The following is a 23,290-nucleotide window of genomic DNA, read 5'->3' on the forward strand; positions in this document are numbered from 1 at the left end:
GGGGCTTTTTTCGTTCTGATCCGCCCGCTTGCGCGTGCGCTCTGAATTAGGAAAGGAGTGGCTTGAGGCTCAGACGGCGGAAAACCGTTTGATTGCCCCTTCGAGCCCACCCAGCAATATCCGCCCATCGACATCCTTCACATCCCTCAGCCCGCAGAGCGCCATGGTGACGTCGAGCTCCTTGCGGATGATGTCGAGGCAGCGGGTCACGCCTTCCTCGCCCATGGCGCCCAGACCATAGAGGAAGGCGCGGCCGATGAAGGTGCCGTGCGCGCCCAGTGCCAGCGCCTTGATGACGTCCTGGCCCGAGCGGATGCCGCCGTCGAACAGCACCTCGATGCGGTTGCCGACCTGATCGACGATCGATGGCAGCGCTTCGATGGACGACAGCGCGCCGTCGAGCTGGCGGCCGCCATGGTTGGAGACGATCAGTGCGTCGGCGCCGCTTTGCGCTGCCATTTCAGCATCTTCGGGGTCGAGGATGCCTTTCAGAATCAACTTGCCGCCCCATTGCTCCTTGATGCGCTTGACGTCGTCCCAATCCAGCTTGGGGTCGAACTGGTCGGCGGTCCATGAGGAGAGCGAGGACATGTCGGCGACGCCCGAGACGTGACCGACGATGTTGCCGAAGCTGCGCCGTGGCGTGTCGAGCATCTTCAGGCACCAGCGTGGCTTGGTGGCCAGGTTGATCAGGTTGGCGAGCGTCGGCTTCGGCGGTGCGGAGAGGCCGTTGCGGATGTCCTTGTGGCGCTGGCCGAGGATCTGGAGGTCAAGCGTCAGGACGAGAGCCGAGACGCCGGCCCGCTTGGCCCGCTCGATCAGGCGGGCGCTGAAGTCGCGATCCTTCATCACATAGAGCTGGAACCAGAAGGGATTGCCGACATGGCTGGCGATGTCCTCGAGCGAGCAGATGCTCATCGTCGAGAGGGTGAAGGGCACGCCCGCTTTGGCTGCCGCCTTGGCGGCGAGAATCTCGCCGTCGGCGTGCTGCATGCCGGTCATGCCCGTGGGGGCAATCGCGACCGGCATCGAAACCTTCTCGCCGATCATGGTCGATTCCAGCGTGCGGTTGGTCATGTCGACCGCGACGCGCTGGCGCAGCTTGATCTTCTGGAAATCGGTTTCGTTGGCGCGGTAGGTGCCCTCGGTCCAGGCGCCTGAATCGGCGTAGTCGTAGAACATGCGCGGTACGCGGCGCTTCGCCAGAATGCGCAGGTCTTCGATGGTCAGGGGCTGGGCCATGGTCTGGAGCCTCGTCGCGTTGGGTCACCCGGCCGGGTGATTCGCATGCCGCGTGCCGGCGCGCAAGGCCGCGGGTTTCGCCGCGGGCGGGCGGCTGGCTCAGGACACGCCCATGTAACGCCCGGGCTTGTGATTCATGCCGAGCACCGCATTGAGCACAAGCGTGCCGATCAGCGAGACCGCCAGCCTGTCGAGCGGCAGGACGAACAGCGCGCCGAGGAAGATGCCGGCATCGATGGCGAGCTGGGTCCAGCCGGCCCGCCAGCCGTGCTTCTCCTGCAGGTAGAGCGCGAGGATGTTGACGCCGCCGATCGCGGTACGGTGGCGCGCGAGCGCGAGCAGGCCGAGCCCCATCGTGCTGCCACCGGCAAGCGCGGCGTAGATCGGCTGGACCGTGGCGATGTCGAGCCAGAGCGGCGTCGCTTGCACCAGCAGCGAGACGATGCCGACCGCGATGAAGGTGCGCAGTGTGAAGCCCAGCCCCATGCGCCGGAAGGCGAGCCAGTAGAAGGGCAGGTTGATCACCGAGAAGAGCAGGCCGAATTCGAGGCCGGTCGCATATTGCAGCAGAAGTGCGAGTCCTGCCGCGCCGCCGGTCATGATCATCGCCTTGGAGAACAGCGCGATGCCGATCGAGACCATCAGCGTGCCGAGCAGGATCGCGAGCGCGTCCTCGTAGAGCCTGTGCCGCTCCGTCGACGAGGCGAAAGGGGCGGCGGTCTGCGACATGGCGTGCGGGTCCGATTCAGGAGGCGTTCAGGCGAAGCCTGCGATGCAACAGCCGAGCCAGCCCGGCCGGTCCAAGGTTGAGCCAGCGGGTTCATTCCTGTAGGGCGGCGCTCGACATTCGTCACGCGTCTTCCCGCACCCTCTTGCCGCACCGGCCCCTCCAGGTCTCCCGCCGAAAGATGTTCTCCATGACCCTGCGGTTCGCCGCCACGCTTCTCGCCTGCTGCCTCGCCGCCCCGGCCTTCGCCCCGTCGGCCCGGGCCCAGCAGGCTGCGGCCTCACAGGTAGCGGCTCCGCTGGCGGTCGGCTGGAAGACCGGCCGCGAGGCCGCCGCGATCGAGCGGCGGATCGACGGGCTGCTGCGGCAGATGACGCTGGAGGAGAAGGTCGGGCAACTGCACCTGTCGGGGCGCGGCGAAGGCTTCGACATCAACCAGGTCAAGGCCGGCCGTATGGGGGCGGTGATGAACTTCGTCGTGCCGGCCGAGGTGCTTGCGGTGCAGAAGGCGGTTCGGGAGACGCGGCTGAAGATCCCGCTGATCATCGGGCTCGACGCCGTGCACGGTTTCTCGACCTATTTCCCGCTGCCGCTCGGCCAGGCGGCGACCTGGGATCCGAAGCTGATCGAGCAGGCCGCCTACTGGACCGGCCGCGAGGCCTCGGCCGCCGGCATCAACTGGACCTTTGCGCCGATGGTCGACATCTCGCGCGATCCGCGCTGGGGCCGGGTGCTCGAGGGCGCGGGCGAGGACGCCTTTCTCGGTTCGGTCGTCGCGGCGGCGCGCACCCGCGGCTACCAGCGTGGCGGCGTCGCGACCTCGGTCAAGCATTTCGTCGGCTATGGCGCGGCCGAGGCCGGGCGTGACTACAACTCGACCTGGATCCCCACGAGCCAGCTCCATGACGTCTTCCTGCCGCCGTTCAAGGCCTCGTTCGAGGCCGGCTCGATGACCGCGATGGCCGCCTTCAACGCGCTGAACGGCATGCCCGCGACGGCGCATCGCGGCATGCTGACCGACCTGCTGCGCGGCCAATGGGGCTTCAAGGGCTTCGTCACCTCAGATTTCGGCTCGATCACGGAGCTGCGCCTGCACGGCATCGCCAAGGACGATGCCGAGGCGGCGCGCAAGGCGCTGCTCGCCGGCATCGACATGGACATGATGGGCGACGTCTACCACAAACACCTGGCCGCCGAGGTCAAGGCCGGGCGCGTGCCGATGAAGGCGCTGGACGAGGCGGTGCGGCGAGTGCTGCGGGTCAAGTTCCATCTCGGCCTGTTCAATCGCCCGGATGTCGATCCTGCCGCGGCGCCGGCCCTGATGCAGACGCAGGCCGCGCGCGAGGTCGCGCTGAAGGCCGCGCAGGATGGGGCGATGCTGCTCAAGAACGCGGGCGACACGCTGCCGATCGGGCCTTCCGTCACATCGGTCGCGGTGATCGGCGCGATGGCGCGGCCGGAGGACGAGCGCGTCTGGACCGACCCGGCCGGGCTGGGGCGCCGCGTCGTGCAGGCTCTGCCCGAGGCGCTGAAGGAGCGGCTTCCGGCTGATGTCGCCGTCACCTATGAGCCTGCCTTCACCAAGGCCTGCGGCACCGCATTCGCCGACAAGGAGGCGGCGATCCGGGCGGCTGCGGCCAGCGATCTCGTCGTCGCCATGCTGGGCGAGGATTGCGAGTTCATGGGAGAGGGCGCCTCGCGTACCCATCTCGGATTGCCGGGCGTACAGCAGGAGCTGCTGGAGGCGCTGGTCGCGACGGGCAAGCCGGTGGTGCTGGTGCTGGCGACGGGGCGGCCGCTGGTGCTGACCTGGGCCGACGCGCATGTCGCGGCGATCCTGCAGACCTTCCATGGCGGCACCGAAGGGCGCACCGCCATCGCCGACATCCTGACGGGCAAGGTCAATCCGTCTGGCCGGGTGCCGATTAGCTTCCCGCGCTCGGTCGGGCAGATCCCGGTCTATTACGACCAGCTTCCGACGGGGCGGCCGCAAAAGATCCGCCAGCGCTATGAATCGATCTTCATGGATGAGGCCAACGAGCCGCTCTACCCCTTCGGCCACGGACTTTCCTATACCCGCTTCGCTTATGCCAATGCGCGCGTCTCGAAGCCGAGCATGGCGCTGAACGGCACGGTCGAGGTCTCGGTCGACGTCACCAATAGCGGGTCCCGCGACGGGCAGGAGGTCGTGCAGCTCTATATCCGCCAGCCGGTCGCCAGCCGCTCGCGACCGCTGCGCGAACTGAAGGCGTTCGACAAGCCGATGCTGCGGGCCGGCGAGACGCGCACGCTGCACTTCCGGCTCGATGCGGCGCGGCTTGGTGCCCATGACGAGGAGGGTCGTTACAAGGTCGATCCCGGCGAGGTCGAGATATATCTCGGTGGTTCGTCTCAAATCTCGGTGATGACGCAAGTGCTTCTGACCAAGTCTTGACCGTTAGGCTATGTTGCCTGCTCGTCCTTTGGTCTCGACAAGGATCAATTTTCGGTCAATCCTTTGATGGCGTGATACTCGGACGCTTGCGTCCAAGGGTCACGAAGACGCTTTGGCTTCAAAGGATGCGGCGATGGCGACCGGAACCGTCAAGTGGTTCAATACTGAGAAGGGCTTTGGTTTCATTCAACCTGCCGATGGTGGCAAGGATGTGTTCGTGCACATCACTGCCGTAAAGGAAGCGGGGCTGATGACGCTGACAGAAGGGCAGAAGGTCTCGTTCGAGCTCAAGACCGAACGTGGCAAGACGGCGGCGGGTTCGCTGCAGTTGATGTGAGCCTTTCGGCTTGGTGACGACCGCGGTGCGCTGGTCCAGGCCGCCGTGATGATGGGCGTGTGCGCATGTGGTGTCCTCCCATGCGTCGCCCTTACGGGCGTTTTGCCGCGACGGGTGCCTCATCCGCGCCGCGTGCCTTCGTGACGGCTGCGGCCGACACTCTTATGCTCGTCCACCCCGGCATTGAGGGAGGCCCGCATCGCGGCCTCATGTGCCCAACTGTGCCGCGCGAACCCTGGTTGCCGCGGGGCCGCCTCTGCGCAACGGCCGCCAGCCGTTGGCGCTGTGTCTTGCCGAGATCGCGGAGATCGCCGGGCGGCTCGACCTCGCAGCGCAGCGCGGGCTCGTCTTTCGGTCGATCTCGTCGGCTCCACCACGGCTGGCGAGACGGTTGTGCCGATCCCGCCCGTCGTGCCCAGGAGCGGATGGGCTACCGGGCGAAGCGCTTCGCGCCGGCGACGCAGGCCGCCACGGCAGCGCAGACCGCGAGCATCTGCCAACTGACGGTCTCTCCCAGGAGAAGCGCCGCCAGCGCCAAGCCGAAGAACGGTTGCAGCAACTGCAACTGTCCGACCGCCGCGATGCCGCCCTGGGCGAGGCCGCGATACCAGAAGACAAAGCCGATCAGCATGCTGAACAGCGAGACATAGGCGAGGCCGAGCCAGGCCGATCGACCAGTCTCAGCGAACGATGCCGGCATCATGGTCAGGGCGAGACCGGCGGTGACCGGCAGCGACAGCAGCAAAGCCCAGGAGATCACCTGCCAGCCGCCGAGGCGGCGCGAGAGGGCCGCTCCTTCGGCATAGCCGAGGCCGCAGACGATGATCGCGGCCAGCATCAGGAGGTCGCCGGTTGGCGAGGCCGTGAAGCCCTGCGTCAACGCGAACCCCGCGACGAGCCCGTTGCCCAGACAGGAAAATAGCCAGAAGACCGGGCGTGGACGCTCGCCGCCGCGGATGACGCCGAACAGCGCGGTCGCGAGCGGCAGCAGGCCGATGAAGACGATCGAGTGGGCGGAGGTGATGTGCTGAAGGGCCAGCGCCGTCAGCAGCGGAAAGCCGATGACGACGGTGAGCGCGACGACGAGCAGCGGCAGGACATCGCGCCATGCGGGTCGTTTCTCCCGGAAGGCGAGGAGCAGGGCGAGCGCCACGATGCCGGCGATGGCGGCACGCGCCAACGTCAGGAAGACGGGATCGAAATCCGCGACTGCGACCCGCGTCGCCGGCAGGGAGCCGCTGAAAATCAGCACACCCAGAAAGCCGTTGATCCAGCCGCTCGTCGTCTTGTCCATCGTCCAGGGTCCTGCTTTGCCCCTCGATCGGCTCGTGGCGCGCATTTCTCCAGAGACAATTCAGTACAGTTAGTGCAAACTGTACTGCGCTCGGAGGCCATACAGATGATCCCAATTCCGGCTTTGGACGGCGATGGCGGCACGCGGGTCGGGCTCGTGATGCAGGCGGTCCGGTCGCGCATCTCCGGGCGTCTGCTGGCTCCCGGTGCGAGGCTGCCCTCGATCCGGGCGTTCGCCGAAACGACGGGCGTGTCGAAATCCACCGTGGTCGAGGCCTATGACCGGCTCGCCGCCGAAGGCGTAATCCAGGCGCGGCGCGGCTCCGGCTTCTATGTCGCGGGCCATGCGCCACCGTTCTCGCTCGCCGATCTCGGCCCCAGGCTGGAACGCGCCGTCGATCCGTTCTGGGTCTCGCGGCAGTCGCTCGATGCCGGGGAAGGGGTCCTGAAGCCGGGCTGTGGCTGGCTGCCGGCGGAGTGGCTGCCACAGGACAGCCTGCGCCGGGGGCTGAGGTCCCTGTCGCGCGCGCCGGCCGAGACGCTCGCCGATTACGGCACGCCGCTGGGGCTCTCAGCCCTGCGGCAGCTCCTGGCCCGTCGCATGGCGGGCCACGGCCTCGAGGCTGCGCCGGACCAGATCATGCTGACGGAATCCGGCACGCAGGCGCTCGATCTCGTCTGCAGCTTCCTGGTCGAGCCGGGCGACACGGTGCTCGTCGACGACCCCTGCTATTACAACTTCCATGCCCTGCTGCGGGCGCATCGCGTCCGGCTCGTCGGCGTGCCCTATACCCGCCACGGGCCGGATACCGCCCTGTTCGAGCAGGCTCTGGCGGAGCATCGTCCGCGCCTCTACATCACCAATTCGGCGCTCCATAACCCGACCGGCGCGACGCTGTCCCCGGTCGTCGCGCATCGCCTGCTCAAGCTCTCCGAGCCGTTCGGGTTGACGATCGTCGAGGACGACATCCTCGCCGATTTCGAACCAGAGCCGTCGCCGCGCCTGGCCGCCTATGACGGGCTCGAGCGGGTTGTCCAGATCGGCAGCTTTTCCAAATCGCTCTCGGCCTCGGTGCGCTGCGGCTATATCGCGGCGCGGCCGGACTGGATCGAGCGGCTGATCGATCTGAAGATCGCAGCCTCCTTCGGCACCGGCCGGCTCGCGGCCGAACTCGTCCTGACCGTGCTGAGGGATGGCAGCTATCGCAAGCACATGGACGGGCTGCGCGGCCGCCTCGCACGGGCCATGGGCGAGACCTCGGCCCGGCTCAGGGCCATGGGCATCCTGCCTTGGATCGAACCGCGTGGCGGTATGTTCCTGTGGTGCGAATTGCCGGACGGGCTGGATGCGTCCGTGATCGCGCGGCAGCTTCTGGCGGAGGGCATCGTGCTGGCGCCGGGCAATGTCTACAGCCTGTCGCAGACGGCCAACCGCTTCCTGCGCTTCAATGTGGCGCAGTCCGGCGATCCGCGGCTGTTCAGCGCGCTCGGGCGGGCAATGGGCGCTGCTGAGAGGCGCGGCGCCGCGGAATAGATTGGGCTTGCGCAAACACCGTTCTCGACATAAAGATATCTTTATATCTTTTTCTGCGTCGACACGGAGTTTGCGCGCTTGCGTCAGCCGACCACGCTCTCCTCGGATGTCCTGCTTGCCGGCCTGCGCGCCGCTGGCGAGGAGACGCGGCTGCGCATTCTGGCGCTGCTGTCGGAGGGGGAGCTGTCGGTGTCGGACCTGACCGACATCCTCGGGCAGTCGCAGCCGCGCATTTCGCGCCACCTCAAGTTGTTGGCAGAGGCCGGGCTGGTGAGGCGCTCCCGCGAGGGCGCCTGGGCCTTCTTCCGCCTCGACGAGACCGGGGCGGGCGGCGCCTTCGCCGCGTCGCTTGCGGCCTGGCTCGACAGGTCCGATCCGGTTTTGGCGGCAGATCGTGAGCGTCTTGCGGCGGTGCGCGGCACGCGGGCGGAGGTCGCGCAGAATTATTTCGCCAGCGTCGCGCGAGACTGGGACCGTCTGCGCACGCTGCACGTGCCCGACGATGCAGTCGAGGGCGCGGTCGAAGCCGCTGTCGGCAAGGGCACGCCCGGCAGCATGCTCGATCTCGGCACGGGCACGGGCCGCATGCTGCAGCGGGTCGCGCCGAAATTCGGCCGGGCAGTGGGCGTCGATGCGAACCACGCCATGCTCGCCGTGGCGCGCGCCAATCTGGAGAAGGCCGGGCTCTCCCGCGTGGAACTGCGCCAGGGCGACATCTACGCGCTGCCTTTCCCGCGCGGAAGCTTCGACCTCGTCATCATCCACCAGGTCCTGCATTTCCTCGACGATCCTGGCCGCGCGGTGAGGGAGGCTGCCGCGATGCTGAGCCCCGGCGGGCGGTTGATCGTGGTCGATTTCGCGCCCCATGAGATGGAATTCCTGCGGACCGAGCATGCCCATCGCCGGCTCGGCTTCTCGCGGGCGCAGATCGCCGGCTGGTTCGCGGAAGCCGGGCTCGCCTGCGATCTGTCCGAAGAGATCACGCTCGCAGGCGGCGTTTCGGGCCAGTTGCCGGTCATGCTCTGGCGGGGATGCGACCGGCGCGTCCAGTCCGATCCGCCGGTGCGGCAGAACAATCTAGAGGTGGCCTGATGACTGCGTTTCGCCCGAGCCGGCACGGCTCCCGCCGCCCGAAGGTGTCCTTCGAGTTCTTCCCGCCGAAGAGCGAGGAGATGGAGGTCGCGCTCTGGGAGAGCGTGCGCCGGCTCGAGCCGCTCGGACCCTCCTTCGTTTCGGTGACCTATGGCGCCGGCGGCTCGACGCGGGAGCGCACGCATTCGACCGTCAAGCGCATGGTCGAGGAGACCGGGCTGAAGCCGGCCGCGCACCTGACCTGTGTTTCGGCCTCGCGCGACGAGGTCGACGAGGTCATCCGGGCCTATTGGGATGCCGGGGTGCGCCATGTCGTGGCGCTGCGCGGCGATCCCGCCGGTGGGCTCGGCACGGTCTACGAGCCGCATCCGCAGGGCTATCACCAGACCTCGGATCTTGTCGCCGGGCTCAGGCGCATCGGTGATTTCGAGGTCACGGTCTCGGCCTATCCGGAGAAGCATCCGGAAGCGGCCTCGCTCGACGCCGATATCGAGGCGTTGAAGAAGAAGGTCGATGCCGGGGCGACCCGCGCGATTACCCAGTTCTTCTTCGATAACGACGTCTATTTCCGCTATCTCGACAAGGTGCGGGCGGCGGGTATCGATATTCCGATCCTGCCCGGCATCGTGCCGGTCCAGAACTTCAGGCAGACCGCCAATTTCGCCCGCAAGACCGGGGCGAGCGTGCCGCAATGGCTGGCCGACCGCTTCGAGGGGCTGGAGGAGGACGCGGCGACGCGCCGGCTGGTGGCCGCCGCCGTCTGCGCCGAACAGGCGCTCGACCTGATCGATCGCGGCGCGAGCGACCTGCATTTCTACACGATGAATAAAGCCGACCTGGTCTATGCGATCTGCCATCTGGTCGGGGTCAAGCCCGAGCCGGCGGTGGCGCAGGCCGCGGCGGCTGCGTGATTTGACCGCCCTCATCCTGAGGAGCCGCCGAAGGCGGCGTCTCGAAGGATGGTCCAGGAGGTTCCGGAGACATCTGGAGCATCCTTCGAGACGGCCCTGCGGGCCTCCTCAGGATGAGGGCTATAGAGTTCTAAAGGCGTAGTTCCGGTTCCACGAAAGCGTGACGATGACCGACTTCACCCCTACCCCTGTCGACGGCGCCGAGATCCAGCGCGCGCTGCGCCAGTCCGCCTCCGAGCGCATCCTCGTGCTCGACGGCGCGATGGGGACGCAGATCCAGAACCAGAAGTTCTCCGAGGCCGATTTCCGGGGCGAGCGCTTCAAGGGCTGGAACCACGACCTCAAGGGCAACAACGACCTGCTGGTGCTGACGCAAGCCGAGGCGATCCGCGACATCCATCTGGCCTATTTTCAGGCCGGTGCCGACATCGTCGAGACCAACACCTTCTCTTCCACCCAGATCGCCCAGGCCGATTACGGCATGGAGGCGCTGGCCTATGAGCTGAATGTCGTTTCGGCGAAGCTGGCCCGTGAGGCGGCCGCGATCGCGCAGAAGGCCGATGGCCGGCGCCGTTATGTCGCCGGCGCGATCGGCCCGACCAACCGAACGCTGTCGATCTCGCCCGACGTCAACAATCCTGGCTTTCGCGCCGTGACCTTCGATCAGGTGCGCGAATCCTATGCCGAGCAGGTGAGGGGGCTGATCGATGGCGGCTCCGAGATCATCCTGGTCGAGACGATCTTCGATACGCTCAACGCCAAGGCGGCGATCGTCGCGATCGAGAACGTCTTCCGCGAGCGGGGCATCCGCCTGCCGGTGATGATCTCCGGCACGATCACCGATCTGTCCGGCCGCACGCTCTCGGGGCAGACCACGGAGGCCTTCTGGAACGCGATCCGGCATTCGGCGCCGCTGACGGTTGGCCTCAACTGCGCGCTCGGCGCGCGCGAGATGCGGGCCCACATCAAGGATCTGTCGCGCGTCGCCGACACGCTGATCTGCGCCTATCCGAATGCCGGCCTGCCGAACGAATTCGGCATGTATGACGAGAGCCCCGAGGCGACAGCCGGCATGCTGGCCGAGTTCGCCGATGCCGGGCTCGTCAATGTCGTCGGCGGCTGCTGCGGCACGACGCCTGAGCATATCCGCGCGATCGCGCAGGCTGTCGCCGGCAAGGCGCCGCGACAGGTGCCCGAGATCAAGCGCTATCTTCGGCTCGCGGGGCTGGAGCCCTTCACGCTCGACGAGACCATCCCCTTCGTCAATATCGGCGAGCGCACCAACGTCACCGGCTCCGCCAGGTTCAGGAAGCTGGTCACGTCCGGCGATTATGCGGCGGCGCTCGATGTCGCGCGCGACCAGGTCGCCAATGGCGCGCAGGTCATCGACATCAACATGGATGAGGGCCTGCTCGACTCGCAGGCGGCGATGACCGAGTTCTGCAACCTGATCGCCTCGGAGCCGGACATCAGCCGCGTGCCGATCATGGTCGATTCCTCGAAGTTCCACGTCATCGAGGCCGGGCTTAAGACGATCCAGGGCAAGCCGATCGTCAACTCGATCTCGATGAAGGAGGGCGAGGACGCCTTCCTCGAACATGCCCGCATCTGCCGCAACTACGGTGCGGCGGTCGTCGTCATGGCCTTCGACGAGAAGGGCCAGGCCGACACCTATCAGCGCAAGATCGAGATCTGCGCGCGCGCCTACAAGCTGCTGACCGAGGACATCGGCTTTCCGCCCGAGGACATCATCTTCGACCCGAACGTCTTCGCCGTGGCGACGGGCATCGAAGAACACGACAATTACGGCAACGATTTCATCGAGGCCACGAAGACGATCCGCGAGACCCTGCCGCATGCCCATATCTCGGGCGGCGTCTCGAACCTGTCCTTCTCGTTCCGCGGCAACGAGAAGGTCCGCGAGGCGATGCACTCGGTCTTCCTGTACCACGCCATCAAGGTCGGCATGGATATGGGCATCGTCAATGCCGGCCAGCTTGGCTCCTATGACGATCTCGACCCGGAGCTGCGCGAACTCTGCGAGGATGTCGTCCTCAACCGGCGCAAGGATTCGACCGAGCGGCTGCTCGATGCCGCGCCGCGCTTCAAGGGCGACGGCTCGGTCGCGGTTTCGACCAAGGACATGGTCTGGCGCGAGAACCCGGTCGAGAAGCGGCTGGAATATGCGCTGGTCAACGGCATCACCGCCTTCATCGACGTCGACACCGAAGAGGCCAGGCAGAAGGCTGACAAGCCGCTGCACGTCATCGAAGGGCCCCTGATGGCTGGCATGAACGTGGTCGGCGACTTGTTCGGCGCCGGCAAGATGTTCCTGCCGCAGGTGGTGAAGTCGGCCCGGGTGATGAAGCAGGCCGTCGCCTACCTCATGCCCTATATGGAGGAGGAGAAGCGCCTGAACGGCGGCTCCGAGCGCTCGGCCGCCGGCAAGGTGCTGATGGCGACGGTCAAGGGCGATGTCCACGACATCGGCAAGAACATCGTCGGCGTCGTGCTCCAGTGCAACAATTACGAGGTCATCGATCTCGGCGTGATGGTGCCGACGCAGAAGATCCTCGACGTCGCCCGCAAGGAGAAGGTCGACATCATCGGGTTGTCGGGGCTGATTACGCCCTCGCTCGACGAGATGGTGACGGTCGCCTCCGAGATGGAGCGCGAGGGCTTCGACATCCCCTTGCTGATCGGCGGCGCCACGACAAGCCGCGTCCATACGGCGGTGAAGATCCATCCCGCCTATGAGAAGGGCCAGACGGTCTATGTCACCGACGCCTCGCGCGCGGTCGGCGTGGTCTCCAGCCTGCTCTCGCAGGATCAGAAGCCGGCCTATATCGAAGGCATCCGCGCGGAGTACGCCAAGGTCTCGGCCGCGCATCGCCGCTCGGAGGCCGACAAGCAGCGTCTGCCGCTGGCCAAGGCCCGGGCCAATGCCTTCAAGCCTGACTGGGCAGGCTACCAGCCGCCGAAGCCGAGCTTCCTCGGCACGCGGACCTTCCGCGGCTATGACCTCGCCGATCTCGTACCTGTGATCGACTGGACGCCATTCTTCCAGACCTGGGAGATGAAGGGGCGTTTCCCCGCGATCCTCGAGAACGAGAAGCAGGGCGAGGCGGCGCGCGCGCTCTGGGACGATGCGCAGGCGATGCTGAAGCGCATCGTCGAAGAGCGCTGGTTCAACCCGAAGGCGGTGATCGGCTTCTGGCCGGCCAATGCCGTCGGTGACGACATCGCGCTCTACACCGGCGAGAGCCGCCAGGAGAAGCTCGCGACCTTCCACGGCCTGCGCCAGCAGCTTTCCAAGCGCGACGGCAAGCCGAACATGTGCATCTCCGATTTCGTGGCGCCGGAAGGCATCGAGCGGCCGGACTATGTTGGCGCCTTCGTGGTAACGGCCGGCGCCGAGGAAGAGCGGATTTCCGAGAAGTTCGCGCGCGACAATGACGACTACCGCTCGATCATGGTCAAGGCGCTGGCCGACCGCTTCGCCGAGGCGATGGCCGAACGCATGCACCAGCTCGTGCGCAAGGAATACTGGGCTTACGCACCGGACGAGGCATTCTCGAACGAGGATCTGATCCGCGAGGACTACCAGGGCATCCGCCCGGCGCCGGGCTATCCGGCGCAGCCCGACCACACCGAGAAGGCGACACTGTTCGAGCTGCTGCAGGCGGAGCGCCGGGTCGGCGTAAAGCTGACCGAGAGCTTCGCGATGTGGCCCGGCTCGTCGGTGTCCGGCATCTACCTCGCGCATCCGGACGCCTATTATTTCGGCGTCGCCAAGGTCGAGCGCGACCAGGTCGAGGACTATGCGGCGCGCAAGGGCATGTCGATCCACGAGGTCGAGCGTTGGCTCGCGCCGATCCTGAACTATGATACCGCCGCCTATCGGTTGGAAGCGGCGGAGTAGCACGGGCACCACGCGCCTCCCCTTTCCCCGCCGTGAGCCCGGGAGAGGGAGAGGCCCAGCGCTGCGTTTCGGACGCTGAGGGGGTATTTTACAGCCGCTGTCTGTTTGAATTCCCGGCCCCGCTGGTATAGGCGATCCGTGCCGGGATCGACCGGCGGTTCTTGCTGCACGGGGCGGATATGGCGGGCGACGACGACGATTACGTCTATGACGAGGTCACGGGCGAGTGGCGCCCGGCTTCGGAGATGGCCTCCGCGGCGGCGCCCGGACGTGCGGAGGTCCGCGATGCCGCCGGCAACATCCTCGCCGACGGCGACTCGGTGGTCCTGATCAAGGATCTCAAGGTCAAGGGCGCCGGCCAGACGCTGAAGCAGGGCACCGTGATCAAGACGATCCGCCTGACCGACGATCCCGATGAGATCGACTGCCGCCATGACTCGATCAGAGGGCTCGTCCTGCGCACGGAATTCGTCCGAAAGCGCTGAGATGACCGCACTTTCCTGCCACATTCGCAAGGCGACGCCAGCCGACCAGCCGCGCATCCACGCGATCCGGATGGGCGTGAGCGAGAACGTGCTCTCCGATCCGTCCAGGGTGACGGATCAAGAGATCGCCTGGTATCGCGAGCAGGCCGTATTCCTGGTGGCCGATGACGGCGGCGAGGTGGTCGCGTTTTCCTGCGCCAACCATCAGACGGGGCTGGTCTGGGCGCTTTTCGTCGATCCCGCCCATGAGGGGCGCGGCCATGGTCGGGCGCTGCTCGATGCGGCTCTGGAGCGGCTCAAGGCCGTCGGCCACGCACAGGCCCATCTTTCGACCGGCGCCGGCACGCGGGCGGAGCGTTTCTATCGCCGCCATGGCTGGCGCGACATGGGGCGCGACCTCGACGGTCAGATCGTCTTCGTCAGGGCGCTCTGACGGCGACCTTGCGGCTGCGCCATGGTCATCCTGCGCCGTTGCAACCGCGCGGGCATTGAAGCTGCCATTGCGCTGCAACATCTTGTCGGCATCGAACGGTTTTCATCCGACAGAGGCTCGACCATGACCAAGATCGCGATCGTCTTTCATTCCGGCTATGGCCACACCAAGAAGGTCGCCGAGACCGTGCAGGCGGGCGCTGCCGCCGCGGGCGCCAGTGTCGATCTCGTCGCTATCGACGCCGAGGGCAATGTTCCGGAAGCCGGCTGGGAGACGCTGAAGGCCGCTGACGGTATCATCTTCGGCTCGCCGACCTATATGGGCATGGTCTCCTGGCAGTTCAAAAAGTTTGCCGACGCCTCGAGCAAGCCCTGGTACACGATGGACTGGAAGGGCAAGGTCGCCGCCGGCTTCACCAATTCGGCGACGCTGAACGGCGACAAGGGCTCGACCATCGCCTATCTCTCGACGCTCGCCGCCCAGCACAAGATGCTCTGGACCGGCACTGGCATGCACCCGTCCAACGCCAAGGCCCATGGCCGCGACGACCTCAACCATCTCGGCGGCTATCTCGGCTTGCTCGTGACGTCGCCGTCGGATGCCGGCGTCGACGAGATGGTCGCGGGCGATCTGAAGACGGCCGAAGCCTTCGGCCGGAATGTCGCCGAAGTGGTGAAGAGCGTGAAGGGCTGAGCTCCTTTTCTCCACGCATTATGATTTGGCAGGGCCGTGATCCGGGCAGGGTCGCGGCCCTGCCGTTTTGGGCCGCCCGCGAGAACGGGGCAGGCGGACCGGAACGTCCGCGGCGTCAGACCGCGAGCGAGGAGGCCGCGACCGGCCTCGCGATCATGCCGTCGAAGATGCGAACCCGGCTCTGGCCGGCGGCCCTGGCGACGTAGAGCGCCGCGTCGGCTTCGGCGAAGAGCTTCTTGGGGTCGTGCCGGTGCGTCGGCTTCATCATCGCGGCGCCGACCGAGATGCCGATGCCGATCGCCTGCGCCTCGCGCGGCACCGGGCGCGACAGCAGCCTGTGGGCGCCGTCCAGCGTCGTCGCCAGGGCGGCATGCCCGCCGGGAACCCGCAGCAGCAGCGCGAATTCGCAGCCGCCGATGCGCGAGACCAGGATCGCGTCGGGAAAAAGCCGCGCCAGCCGCTCGCCGAGGCAGCGCAGGCAGTCATTGGCGCCGGCATGGTCATGCCGGTCCCGGATCGCTTCGAAATCGTCGACGCAGAGCACGGCCAGGGCAAAGCCATGCGAGCCTTCGGCATGGCGGCTCAGTTCGCGGATGGCGTCCTCGAAGGCGCGGCGGTTCGCGAGGCCCGTCAGCGGATCGCTGCCGGCGAGCGTGACGAGCCCGTCCCACATCTTCTTCTCGGCGGTGATATCCTGCTTCGAGCCGAAGATGCGGACGGGCCGCGCGTGCTCGTAGCCCACGCCGACGCGCAGGCGCATCCAGCGGCTTTGCCCGGCAGTCCGAAGCTGGCAGTCTAGGGAAAAGCCCTTCCCGGTCTGGATGGCGGCGGCGCGGCGCTGATCCATCTCGCTGCGGCTCTGGCTCTGATAGACGTCGAGCGTCGCAGCGCGCTTGAGCGCCGAGCCGCGCTGCAGGCCGAACAGGTCGTAGACCTCGTCGGTCCAGGTCAGCACTTCGGTCGCGAGATCGCACGACCAGGCGCCCCCCGGCCCGAGCGTCGCCTGCTCGTAGAGGCTGCTGGCGGCGAGGGCGGGACTGGGATGATGGTTCAAGACGGGCTCCCCGGAGGGACGGATTCAGGCATGTCGGTTCGACGCTACGCAGCACCCGTTAAGCGATCCTTGCCGGGCTGGGGCAAAGGGAGCGTTCATTCGCGCCGCAGCGCCTCGATGGGGTCGAGCCGCGCGGCCTGCCTTGCGGGGTAGAACCCGAAAAACACGCCGATCATGCCGGACACGCCCACAGCGATCAGGATCGTCTCGATCGAGACGACCGACGGCCACCCGGCTATTCGCGCAATCGTGAGCGCCGAGCCGACGCCGAGCGCGATCCCGACCGCGCCGCCGATGGTCGCGAGCGTCGTCGCCTCGATCAGGAACTGTGCCAGCACATCGCGCTGCCGTGCGCCGACCGCCAGCCTGAGCCCGATCTCGCGGGTGCGCTCGGTGACCGAGACCAGCATGATGTTCATGATGCCGATGCCGCCGACGAGCAGCGAGACGCCGGCGACGGCCGCCAGCAGCCAGGACAGGGTGGTTGCGGCCTGCGTCGCGGTGTTGGCGATCTCGGTCAGGTTGCGGACGATGAAATCATCGTCCTGATCGGCCATCAGGCGGTGGCGCTGGCGCAGCAGCGCGCCGGTCTGCTCGATACCGGGCGCGATCGCATCCTCGCTGGCGAATTTCACCATGATGGTCTGGACCGAACGGTCGCGGGCATAGTTGCGCCCGATGATCCGGCGCCGGCCCGTATCGAGGGGCACGAAGATGACGTCGTCCTGATCCTGCCCCAGCGCCGACTGACCCTTGGGCGCCATCACGCCGATGACCTTGAAGGGCACGTTGCGGATGCGGAACTGCTGGTCGATCGGGTTCTGCTCGCCGAAGAGATTGCGCGCCACCGTCTGGCCGATGATGGCGACGATCTCGCCCCGGCGCAGCTCCTCTGGCTCGAACAGGCGGCCCTCGGTGACGTCCCATTCGCGCGCGGCGAAGAAATCGAGGTCCGTCGCCGTGATCTGCGTCGACCAGTTGGTGCCGGCATAGACGGCCTGGGCGCGGGTGACGATGACGGGTGCGGCGGCCAAGACGTCCTCGATCTCCTTGGCGATCGCTGTCGCATCCTCGTCGGTCAGCGTCGACGAGGCGCCGGCGCCGAGACGGACGCCGCCCTGCGTCACGTTGCCGGACTGGATGATGGCGAGGTTGGCGCCGAGCGACTTGATCTGCGCGGTCACGCGCTCGCGTGCGCCCGAGCCGATCGCGACCATCGCGATGACAGCGGCGACACCGATGATGATGCCGAGCATGGTCAGGGCCGAGCGCAGCGCGTTCGCGCCGATGGCGGAGAGGGCAGAGCGGACGGCTTCGAAAATGCTCATATCACAGCCTCCGCGACGGCCTCGGGCTCGATGACGCCGGCGTCGAGCGCTGCGAGCGCGGCGCGGGCATCGGCCGGCTGCTGGCGCTGGTCGCTGAGCAGGCGCCCGTCGCGGAAGCGAATGACACGGCGCGCATGGCGCGCGACCTCCGCGTCATGGGTGACGAGAACCACGGTGACGCCCTCGCTGTTAAGGTTCTGGAACAAAGCGAGGATCTCGAGGGCGGTGCGGCTATCGAGTGCGCCGGTCGGCTCGTCGGCGAGCAGCAGGCGCGGCTCGTTGACCAGCGCTCGCGCAATAGCGACGCGCTGCTGCTGGCCGCCGGAGAGCTGCATCGGGCGGTGATGAGCGCGCTCAGCGAGGCCGACGCGACCGAGCGCGGCGAGCGCCCGCTCGCGGCGCGTTTTCCGGTCGGCTCCGGCATAGACCATCGGCAGTTCGACATTGGCGCAGGCATCGACCCGCGGCAGCAGGTTGAACTGCTGGAAGACGAAGCCGAGCTTGCGGTTGCGCAGCTCCGCGAGCCCGTCGCTCCCCAGCGTCTCGACCGCGACGCCGTCGAGCCGGTAGTGCCCGCCGGTCGGACGGTCGAGGCAGCCGATCAGGTTCATGAAGGTCGATTTGCCCGAGCCGGACGGGCCCATCACCGCGACGAGATCGCCCGCCTCGATGTCGAGCGAGACGCGGTCGAGCGCGGTGACGCGACCGGAATCGAGATCGTAGACACGGGAAAGTTCGCGGGCTTCGATCAGGGGCATGCGGCATGCTCCGCCTGGCGTCGCAGGCACATCATTCTCGGGCGGAGCGAAGCGCGGATCCGGGAATCTTGCGAGCAGAATCCACGGGTTTCCGAGATGGCGGGGCAGGCCCGACCATGACGCAGATGGTGCTGTGGCTCCCCATCGCCATCAGAACAGCCGTGGGCCACGCACGGGCGGCCCTCCGGCCGGCGCCGGTGTCGCTGCGGCCGTGGTGCGGGGTCCGCCGCCGATGATTGCCGGCTGGCCGTCCTTGAGATCGCCGGAGACGATTTCGGTATAGGCGCCGTCGGTAGGGCCGAGCATGACCGGCACGGCTTTCGGCTGGCCGTCGTCGCCGAGCACATAGACGCGGCCGGGCGCGCCCTGCTGCGGTGTCGCGCGACCCTCCTGCATCATCGCCTCGAACTTCGCCTTGCGCTCGGGGTCGAGAACGGCGGCGACCTTGGCGACCATCTCGATGCGGGCCTTGCGGAAGGCGGCACGGCGCTCCTCGTCCGACAGGCCGGCCATCGCCTCGCGGGCACCGGCGCGGCGCTCCTGCAGCAGCGCCGTGATGGCCTGCTTCTGCTCCGGCGTCGGCTGCAATTCGGTCTCGATGCGCTCGCGGAAGGCCGCGCCCTGGACGCCGCCACGGCCGCCTTGGGCCGGGCTCGCTCCCTGCGCCGGACCCTGCCCCTGCGCGGTGCGCGGAAGGGCGGCAGGTGCGGGGGGCACGGCTGCGCCGGCCGGCCGGAAGCGCAGCGCCGCATTGGCGATGCGCAGCACGTCGCGGCGATCCTCGGTGACGACCTGGAGATTTGCGGTCATGCCCGGCAGCAGCGCCATGTCGGCGTTCTCGACGCGTATCACGCCGGTATAGGTGACGACGTTCTGGATGGTCTGGGCGCCGAGGCGCACCATCTCGACGCGGCCCTCGAAGCTGCGATTGGGATAGGCGTTGACCGTGAAGGAGACCGGCTGGCCCGGCTTCAGCCGCCCGACATCGGCCTCGTCGACATTGGCGTAGATGTCGATGATGCGCAGGTCCTGCGCGATCTGGAACAGCGTCGGGGTCGAGAGCGAGGCGGCGACCGTCTGGCCGAGATCGACCTGGCGCTGGACCACGACGCCATCGACTGGCGAGCGGATGTCGGTGCGCTCGAGGTCGATCAGGATGTCCTTGAGCTTGGCCTCGCGGCTGCCGATCAGCGCTTCGCCGGACTGCACCTGCCCCTCGGCGAGGAGGATGTCGGCGTCGAGCCCATTGAGTTCGGCCTTCGCCGAGGTGATCTGGGCCTCGCTTGAGGCGAGCGTCGCAACCTGGACCTCGACCTGCGTGCGGGCGGTGTCGAGGGCCTGCTGCGCGCCGGTGTTGCGGTTGAAGAGCTCGTTCTGGCGCTCGAAGGTGCGCCGGGCATCGGCAAGCTGCGCCGCCGTGCGGTCACGCTGCGCCTCGAGGTCCTTGACCGTCGAATTCGCCTTGAGCCGCGTCGAGCGGGCGCGGTCGAGCTGGGCGCGCTTGACCATGAGATCGGCCTTCGCCTGGGCGACATCGGCCTGGGCGGCATCGCGCCGCGTCTTAATCTGATCGCTGTTCAGGCGGGCGACGATCTGCCCGGCTTTCACCTGTGAATTGTAGTCGGCGAGGATTTCGACGATCTGGCCCGAAAGCTGGGAGCCGACCAGCACCGTCGTCATCGGCGTCAGCGTGCCGGTCGCGCGGACGGCGGCGGTGATCTGGCCGCGGTCGACGGCGGCGGTGCGGTAGGCCGCGTCATGGGCCGGTCCGCCGGCAGGGCGCAGCCCCCAGTAGCCGGCCGCCGCGACGAGGGCCACCAGTCCAGACCCGATCAACCACTTGCGCAAAGGCCATCCCCATCGTCGCGCAGGCGAAGCAACCTGCGTCCAGCGTCGAAGCATGCCAGAATCCGGCCCCGGCAGCGAGTTAACTTACTGCAATGTTGCGGATACGTCCGGCCTCACGCGGTCCGCGCGTCCTGTGTCGCTGCCAGCAGGTCGCGCAGCGTCGTGATGGTCGAGGCGTCCGCGACGCCGTCGACCTTGTCCTGGCGCCAGTGCCGCTGGAAGGCCGCGACCACCGCTTCCAGCTTCTCGTCATAGACGCCGTCGACCGTGACGCCATAGCCCAGCATCGCGAACATCGCCTGCAGGGCCTCGACCGGCTGCCCGCTGTCGCCGCGCGCGAAAAAGCGTCCGCTGCGGATGGGCGCGGGCTCGCTCCAGAGCCCGACGCCGCCTTCGGCGAAATGGCGCCAGGGAAATTTCTCGCCGGGGTCGATCTTTCGTCCGGGGGCGATGTCGGAATGGGCGAGGATGCGCTCGGGCGGGATCGACCAGCGCTCGCAGATGTCGCGGCAGAGGTTCAGCGTGGCGGCAATCTGCTCGGGTGGAAACGCGGGAAGGCCGCCGGGATGGCCCGGATTGGCGATCTCGATACCGATCGAGCAGGAGTTGATGTCGGTCTCGCCGGCCCAGTGCGAGGCGCCGGCATGCCAGGCGCGGCGGGTTTCGGGCACGAGCTGGAGGGTATGGCCGTTCTCGAAGACGAAATAATGCGAGGAGACCTGCGAGACCGGGTTGCACAGCCATTGCAGCGCTTCGCCCGCATCGGACATGCCGGTGTAGTGCAGGATCAGCATGTCCGGCGGGCGGCCGGGCGCGGCGGAGCCGGTTGCGCTATCCTTGCGTTCGCCGTGGTTGGGGGAGGGGAAGACCTTCGCCGCGAAGCGGCTGTCGGGCGCTGTCGTCAGGCTCATGCGGGTTCGCTCGTCAGCCTCGCTGCCAGGCCGCGTTCCTTCTCGATCCGGTCCCACGCCGCATTGATCGCGGCGAGCCGGCGCGTTGCGATCGCCACCGCTTCCTCGGGCAGCCCCCTGGCGATCTCGCGGTCCGGATGCGTCTGCGCCACGAGCTGACGGTAATGCCGCCTGAGATCGGCGTCGTTCATCTCGCGGCTGGCGCCGAGAACGAGATAGGGGTCGTCGGCGCGACGGGCGTGACGGGCCTCGATCCGGGCGAAATCGGCATCGCCGATGCTGAAGATCGCCGCCACCTCGCGCAGATAGGCGTGCTCGTCCTGATGGATCGCGCCATCGGCGGCTGCGATCAGGAAGAGGCCGTCGAGCACGTCCTCCAGCAGGGCGGGCTCGTCGCGGAAGCTCTCGGCGATCTGCCCGGCATAGGCCTCGAAGCCGGCGCTGGTCTGCTTGGCGAGGTCGAACAGCATTTCGATGCGCTTCTGCTGATCGGGCGGGACGGTGACGATGCGGTGAAACGCGGCGACCTCGTCGCGCGTGACCACGCCGTCCGAGCGCGCCATCTTGGCCGCGAGCGCGACGAGTCCGGTGGTGAAGATCAGCTCGCGTGGAGCCGAGCCGAAGGGCGCGCCCTCGCGGTCGACCAGCATGTGCCCGGCCAGCGCGCCGACGAGCGCACCGAGCGGGCCGCCGAGCACGAGACCCAGGCCTCCGCCGCCCAGTGCCCCCCAGAATGACGAAACCATGATGCAGGCGTCTCCCGGCCCTGTGCTGGGGCATGATAGCGGCACGCGCCAGGGCCGGACAGCCCGGCGCATTGCCGCTGTCGGCTTTTGCCATTGCGAAGGGGCAATTGCGGCCTCAATGGGGCGAAAGTCGTGAGCCGGCATCAATACCGAAGATCGTCGGCGTGGCGCGGTGCGCTGATTCGCGAATTACATGAACAATACTTCCAATCAAGTTATCGTATATCCTCGATCATGTAATCATTTCAGAGTGAATTTCTAATGAATGAGACAGATTCTCGTCACATTTACTGAGCATTTGACTGCCGCTTCCAGCCATGTCCCAGACGGAAGGGTCCAGTCGACCATGCGGTATATTTCCAGCGGCACTGCCGCCACCCTCGCGATTTGCCTCGCAACCCTTCAGCCGGCTCTGGCCATAGTGAATGACGAGACGGACGCTCGCGCGTTCATTGTCAAGGAGGCGGAGATCCAGCGCGCGAAGGGGGCTGTCGAAGCCGGTGGGGACAAGGCCGAGACCGTTGCCGCCGAGGCAGGGTCGACGGCTGCCGCGAAGGCCAGACCGGCTCGCGCCGCCGCGCTCGCGGCGCCGGCAGGGTCGGACGGGCTCAAGGCGCTGGTCGCGCGCCATGCGGCTGCCAACGGCGTGCCGTTCTCGCTGGCCGACGCGATCGTGCGGGTCGAGAGCCGCTACAATCCCCGCGCCGCCCATGCCGGCAATTACGGGCTGATGCAGATCCGCCATCAGACGGCGCGCGGTATGGGCTATTCCGGCGGAGCCGGCGGCCTGCTCGATGCCGAGACCAACGCGCGCTACGCCATGAAGTACTTGGCGATGGCCTATCGCGCTGCCGGTGGCGACACCTGCCGCACCATCATGAAATATCAGAGCGGCCATATGGCCGAACGCATGAGCGGCGCCAACCGGACCTATTGCGCCAAGGTGCGCACGATCACGGCCCGCAACTGAGTTCTTGCGCGGCTGTCCCGCCGGAAAGGCCCGACACGGACCCCGGGCTTGACGCGGGGCGCCGGAGCGCGCACTAGCCCGGCCGCCAGTCGGCCGGACGGCCGCTCCCGCAAGAGCTCAGGTTCTTCCGGGGGAGGAAAGTCCGGGCTCCACGGAAACACGGTGCCGGATAACGTCCGGCGGGGGCGACCCCAGGGAAAGCGCCACAGAGATCGAACCGCCTCGCGCTTCGGCACGAGGTAAGGGTGAAAAGGTGCGGTAAGAGCGCACCGCGGACCCGGCAACGGGGACGGCATGGCAAGCCCCACCGGGAGCAAAACCGAATAGGGACGATGCTTTCCGCGCAGGCGGGGAGGGGCCTGTTTCTGGGCCTTGTCGTCCGGGTTGGTTGCTCGAGGCGCGCAGCAATGCGCGTCCCAGAGGAATGGCCGTCACGTCGGGGGAGAAATCTTCCGGCCATCCAGAACCCGGCTTACAGGCCGACTGGCAATTCTACTCCGGCGGCCGGCTGCGGCGCTGTCCTGACGCTTGCGGTGCTCACGGACATAAGCCCGCTCCGCTCCGGTTATCGA

Annotated in this window: 19 protein-coding genes and 1 other RNA gene; 11 read left to right on the plus strand and 9 right to left on the minus strand. The window is 67.3% G+C overall.

Features of this window, described 5'->3' with window-relative positions; all coding sequences use genetic code 11:
* Window positions 1-69: 69 nt before the first annotated feature.
* Both C8D03_RS18475 and C8D03_RS18480 read right to left on the minus strand, forming a co-directional pair.
* A complete protein-coding gene (locus tag C8D03_RS18475; RefSeq protein WP_108048450.1) occupies window positions 70-1,242 on the minus strand; it encodes an alpha-hydroxy acid oxidase in 1,173 nt (390 codons plus the stop codon).
* 99 nt (window positions 1,243-1,341) lie between these two features.
* Window positions 1,342-1,971, minus strand: a complete 630-nt coding sequence (locus C8D03_RS18480; protein ID WP_108048452.1) for a YitT family protein — start codon at window positions 1,969-1,971, stop codon at window positions 1,342-1,344.
* A gap of 188 nt (window positions 1,972-2,159) precedes the next feature.
* Here C8D03_RS18480 and C8D03_RS18485 point away from each other — a divergent pair, with 188 nt between their 5' ends.
* Window positions 2,160-4,403 carry a glycoside hydrolase family 3 N-terminal domain-containing protein gene (locus C8D03_RS18485; RefSeq protein ID WP_181301087.1) on the plus strand — a complete coding sequence of 748 codons (2,244 nt, stop codon included), beginning with the start codon at window positions 2,160-2,162 and terminating at the stop codon, window positions 4,401-4,403.
* Between the two features lie 133 nt (window positions 4,404-4,536).
* A complete protein-coding gene (locus C8D03_RS18490) occupies window positions 4,537-4,740 on the plus strand; it encodes a cold-shock protein (protein WP_108048456.1) in 204 nt (67 codons plus the stop codon).
* 430 nt (window positions 4,741-5,170) lie between these two features.
* Here C8D03_RS18490 and C8D03_RS18495 read toward each other — a convergent pair whose 3' ends face one another.
* On the minus strand, window positions 5,171-6,034 hold the full coding sequence (locus tag C8D03_RS18495) for a DMT family transporter (RefSeq protein ID WP_108048458.1): 864 nt from the start codon (window positions 6,032-6,034) through the stop codon (window positions 5,171-5,173).
* A 105-nt stretch (window positions 6,035-6,139) separates the two neighbouring features.
* Here C8D03_RS18495 and C8D03_RS18500 point away from each other — a divergent pair, with 105 nt between their 5' ends.
* The 7 genes from C8D03_RS18500 (at window position 6,140) to C8D03_RS18535 (ending at window position 15,103) form a co-directional block, all read left to right on the plus strand.
* Window positions 6,140-7,567 carry an aminotransferase-like domain-containing protein gene (locus C8D03_RS18500; protein ID WP_108048460.1) on the plus strand — a complete coding sequence of 476 codons (1,428 nt, stop codon included), beginning with the start codon at window positions 6,140-6,142 and terminating at the stop codon, window positions 7,565-7,567.
* 78 nt (window positions 7,568-7,645) lie between these two features.
* Entirely contained in the window at window positions 7,646-8,659 is a 1,014-nt protein-coding gene (locus tag C8D03_RS18505) for an ArsR/SmtB family transcription factor (RefSeq protein WP_108048462.1), read from the plus strand.
* Window positions 8,659-9,570 carry a methylenetetrahydrofolate reductase [NAD(P)H] gene (gene metF, locus C8D03_RS18510; protein ID WP_108048464.1) on the plus strand — a complete coding sequence of 304 codons (912 nt, stop codon included), beginning with the start codon at window positions 8,659-8,661 and terminating at the stop codon, window positions 9,568-9,570. Before C8D03_RS18505 ends, metF begins: the two co-directional genes overlap by 1 nt.
* A 166-nt stretch (window positions 9,571-9,736) precedes the next feature.
* On the plus strand, window positions 9,737-13,492 hold the full coding sequence (gene metH, locus C8D03_RS18520) for a methionine synthase (protein WP_108048515.1): 3,756 nt from the start codon (window positions 9,737-9,739) through the stop codon (window positions 13,490-13,492).
* A gap of 179 nt (window positions 13,493-13,671) precedes the next feature.
* Window positions 13,672-13,977 carry an alkylphosphonate utilization protein gene (locus C8D03_RS18525; RefSeq protein ID WP_108048517.1) on the plus strand — a complete coding sequence of 102 codons (306 nt, stop codon included), beginning with the start codon at window positions 13,672-13,674 and terminating at the stop codon, window positions 13,975-13,977.
* 1 nt (window position 13,978) lies between these two features.
* Entirely contained in the window at window positions 13,979-14,410 is a 432-nt protein-coding gene (locus tag C8D03_RS18530) for a GNAT family N-acetyltransferase (protein ID WP_108048519.1), read from the plus strand.
* A 123-nt stretch (window positions 14,411-14,533) separates the two neighbouring features.
* A complete protein-coding gene (locus tag C8D03_RS18535) occupies window positions 14,534-15,103 on the plus strand; it encodes a flavodoxin family protein (RefSeq protein WP_108051818.1) in 570 nt (189 codons plus the stop codon).
* 115 nt (window positions 15,104-15,218) lie between these two features.
* Here C8D03_RS18535 and C8D03_RS18540 read toward each other — a convergent pair whose 3' ends face one another.
* From C8D03_RS18540 to C8D03_RS18565, 6 genes are all read right to left on the minus strand, one after another.
* Complete coding sequence (locus tag C8D03_RS18540; protein WP_108048521.1) at window positions 15,219-16,157, minus strand: sensor domain-containing diguanylate cyclase; 939 nt, start codon at window positions 16,155-16,157, stop codon at window positions 15,219-15,221.
* A gap of 95 nt (window positions 16,158-16,252) precedes the next feature.
* Complete coding sequence (locus C8D03_RS18545) at window positions 16,253-17,485, minus strand: ABC transporter permease (protein WP_108048523.1); 1,233 nt, start codon at window positions 17,483-17,485, stop codon at window positions 16,253-16,255.
* Window positions 17,482-18,243: an ABC transporter ATP-binding protein gene (locus tag C8D03_RS18550; protein WP_108048525.1), complete on the minus strand. Its 762-nt coding sequence runs from the start codon at window positions 18,241-18,243 to the stop codon at window positions 17,482-17,484. The genes C8D03_RS18545 and C8D03_RS18550 overlap by 4 nt, the downstream gene beginning before the upstream one ends.
* 150 nt (window positions 18,244-18,393) lie before the next feature.
* Window positions 18,394-20,091 carry an efflux RND transporter periplasmic adaptor subunit gene (locus C8D03_RS18555; protein WP_181301089.1) on the minus strand — a complete coding sequence of 566 codons (1,698 nt, stop codon included), beginning with the start codon at window positions 20,089-20,091 and terminating at the stop codon, window positions 18,394-18,396.
* Window positions 20,092-20,204: 113 nt separating this feature from the next.
* Window positions 20,205-20,996 carry a peptidoglycan recognition protein family protein gene (locus C8D03_RS18560; protein ID WP_465246477.1) on the minus strand — a complete coding sequence of 264 codons (792 nt, stop codon included), beginning with the start codon at window positions 20,994-20,996 and terminating at the stop codon, window positions 20,205-20,207.
* A gap of 2 nt (window positions 20,997-20,998) precedes the next feature.
* On the minus strand, window positions 20,999-21,748 hold the full coding sequence (locus tag C8D03_RS18565; RefSeq protein WP_108048531.1) for a TerB family tellurite resistance protein: 750 nt from the start codon (window positions 21,746-21,748) through the stop codon (window positions 20,999-21,001).
* A gap of 421 nt (window positions 21,749-22,169) precedes the next feature.
* Between C8D03_RS18565 and C8D03_RS18570 the strand changes: the two genes are divergently transcribed.
* Window positions 22,170-22,718: a transglycosylase SLT domain-containing protein gene (locus C8D03_RS18570; protein ID WP_181301091.1), complete on the plus strand. Its 549-nt coding sequence runs from the start codon at window positions 22,170-22,172 to the stop codon at window positions 22,716-22,718.
* An 85-nt stretch (window positions 22,719-22,803) separates the two neighbouring features.
* An RNA gene (gene rnpB, locus C8D03_RS18575) (RNase P RNA component class A) lies at window positions 22,804-23,209 on the plus strand.
* Window positions 23,210-23,290: the final 81 nt, after the last annotated feature.

The sequence above is a fragment of the Bosea sp. 124 genome, assembly GCF_003046175.1.
Classification (GTDB): domain Bacteria; phylum Pseudomonadota; class Alphaproteobacteria; order Rhizobiales; family Beijerinckiaceae; genus Allobosea.

What these genes read in the sequence shown, in the direction of transcription:
- C8D03_RS18475 (WP_108048450.1), bottom strand. Translation starts at nt 1,242, where the DNA reads ATGGCCCAGCCCCTGACCATCGAAGACCTGCGCATTCTGGCGAAGCGC.
- C8D03_RS18480 (WP_108048452.1), bottom strand. Translation starts at nt 1,971, where the DNA reads ATGTCGCAGACCGCCGCCCCTTTCGCCTCGTCGACGGAGCGGCACAGG.
- C8D03_RS18485 (WP_181301087.1), top strand. Translation starts at nt 2,160, where the DNA reads ATGACCCTGCGGTTCGCCGCCACGCTTCTCGCCTGCTGCCTCGCCGCC.
- C8D03_RS18490 (WP_108048456.1), top strand. Translation starts at nt 4,537, where the DNA reads ATGGCGACCGGAACCGTCAAGTGGTTCAATACTGAGAAGGGCTTTGGT.
- C8D03_RS18495 (WP_108048458.1), bottom strand. Translation starts at nt 6,034, where the DNA reads ATGGACAAGACGACGAGCGGCTGGATCAACGGCTTTCTGGGTGTGCTG.
- C8D03_RS18500 (WP_108048460.1), top strand. Translation starts at nt 6,140, where the DNA reads ATGATCCCAATTCCGGCTTTGGACGGCGATGGCGGCACGCGGGTCGGG.
- metF (WP_108048464.1), top strand. Translation starts at nt 8,659, where the DNA reads ATGACTGCGTTTCGCCCGAGCCGGCACGGCTCCCGCCGCCCGAAGGTG.
- metH (WP_108048515.1), top strand. Translation starts at nt 9,737, where the DNA reads ATGACCGACTTCACCCCTACCCCTGTCGACGGCGCCGAGATCCAGCGC.
- C8D03_RS18525 (WP_108048517.1), top strand. Translation starts at nt 13,672, where the DNA reads ATGGCGGGCGACGACGACGATTACGTCTATGACGAGGTCACGGGCGAG.
- C8D03_RS18530 (WP_108048519.1), top strand. Translation starts at nt 13,979, where the DNA reads ATGACCGCACTTTCCTGCCACATTCGCAAGGCGACGCCAGCCGACCAG.
- C8D03_RS18535 (WP_108051818.1), top strand. Translation starts at nt 14,534, where the DNA reads ATGACCAAGATCGCGATCGTCTTTCATTCCGGCTATGGCCACACCAAG.
- C8D03_RS18545 (WP_108048523.1), bottom strand. Translation starts at nt 17,485, where the DNA reads ATGAGCATTTTCGAAGCCGTCCGCTCTGCCCTCTCCGCCATCGGCGCG.
- C8D03_RS18550 (WP_108048525.1), bottom strand. Translation starts at nt 18,243, where the DNA reads ATGCCCCTGATCGAAGCCCGCGAACTTTCCCGTGTCTACGATCTCGAT.
- C8D03_RS18565 (WP_108048531.1), bottom strand. Translation starts at nt 21,748, where the DNA reads ATGGTTTCGTCATTCTGGGGGGCACTGGGCGGCGGAGGCCTGGGTCTC.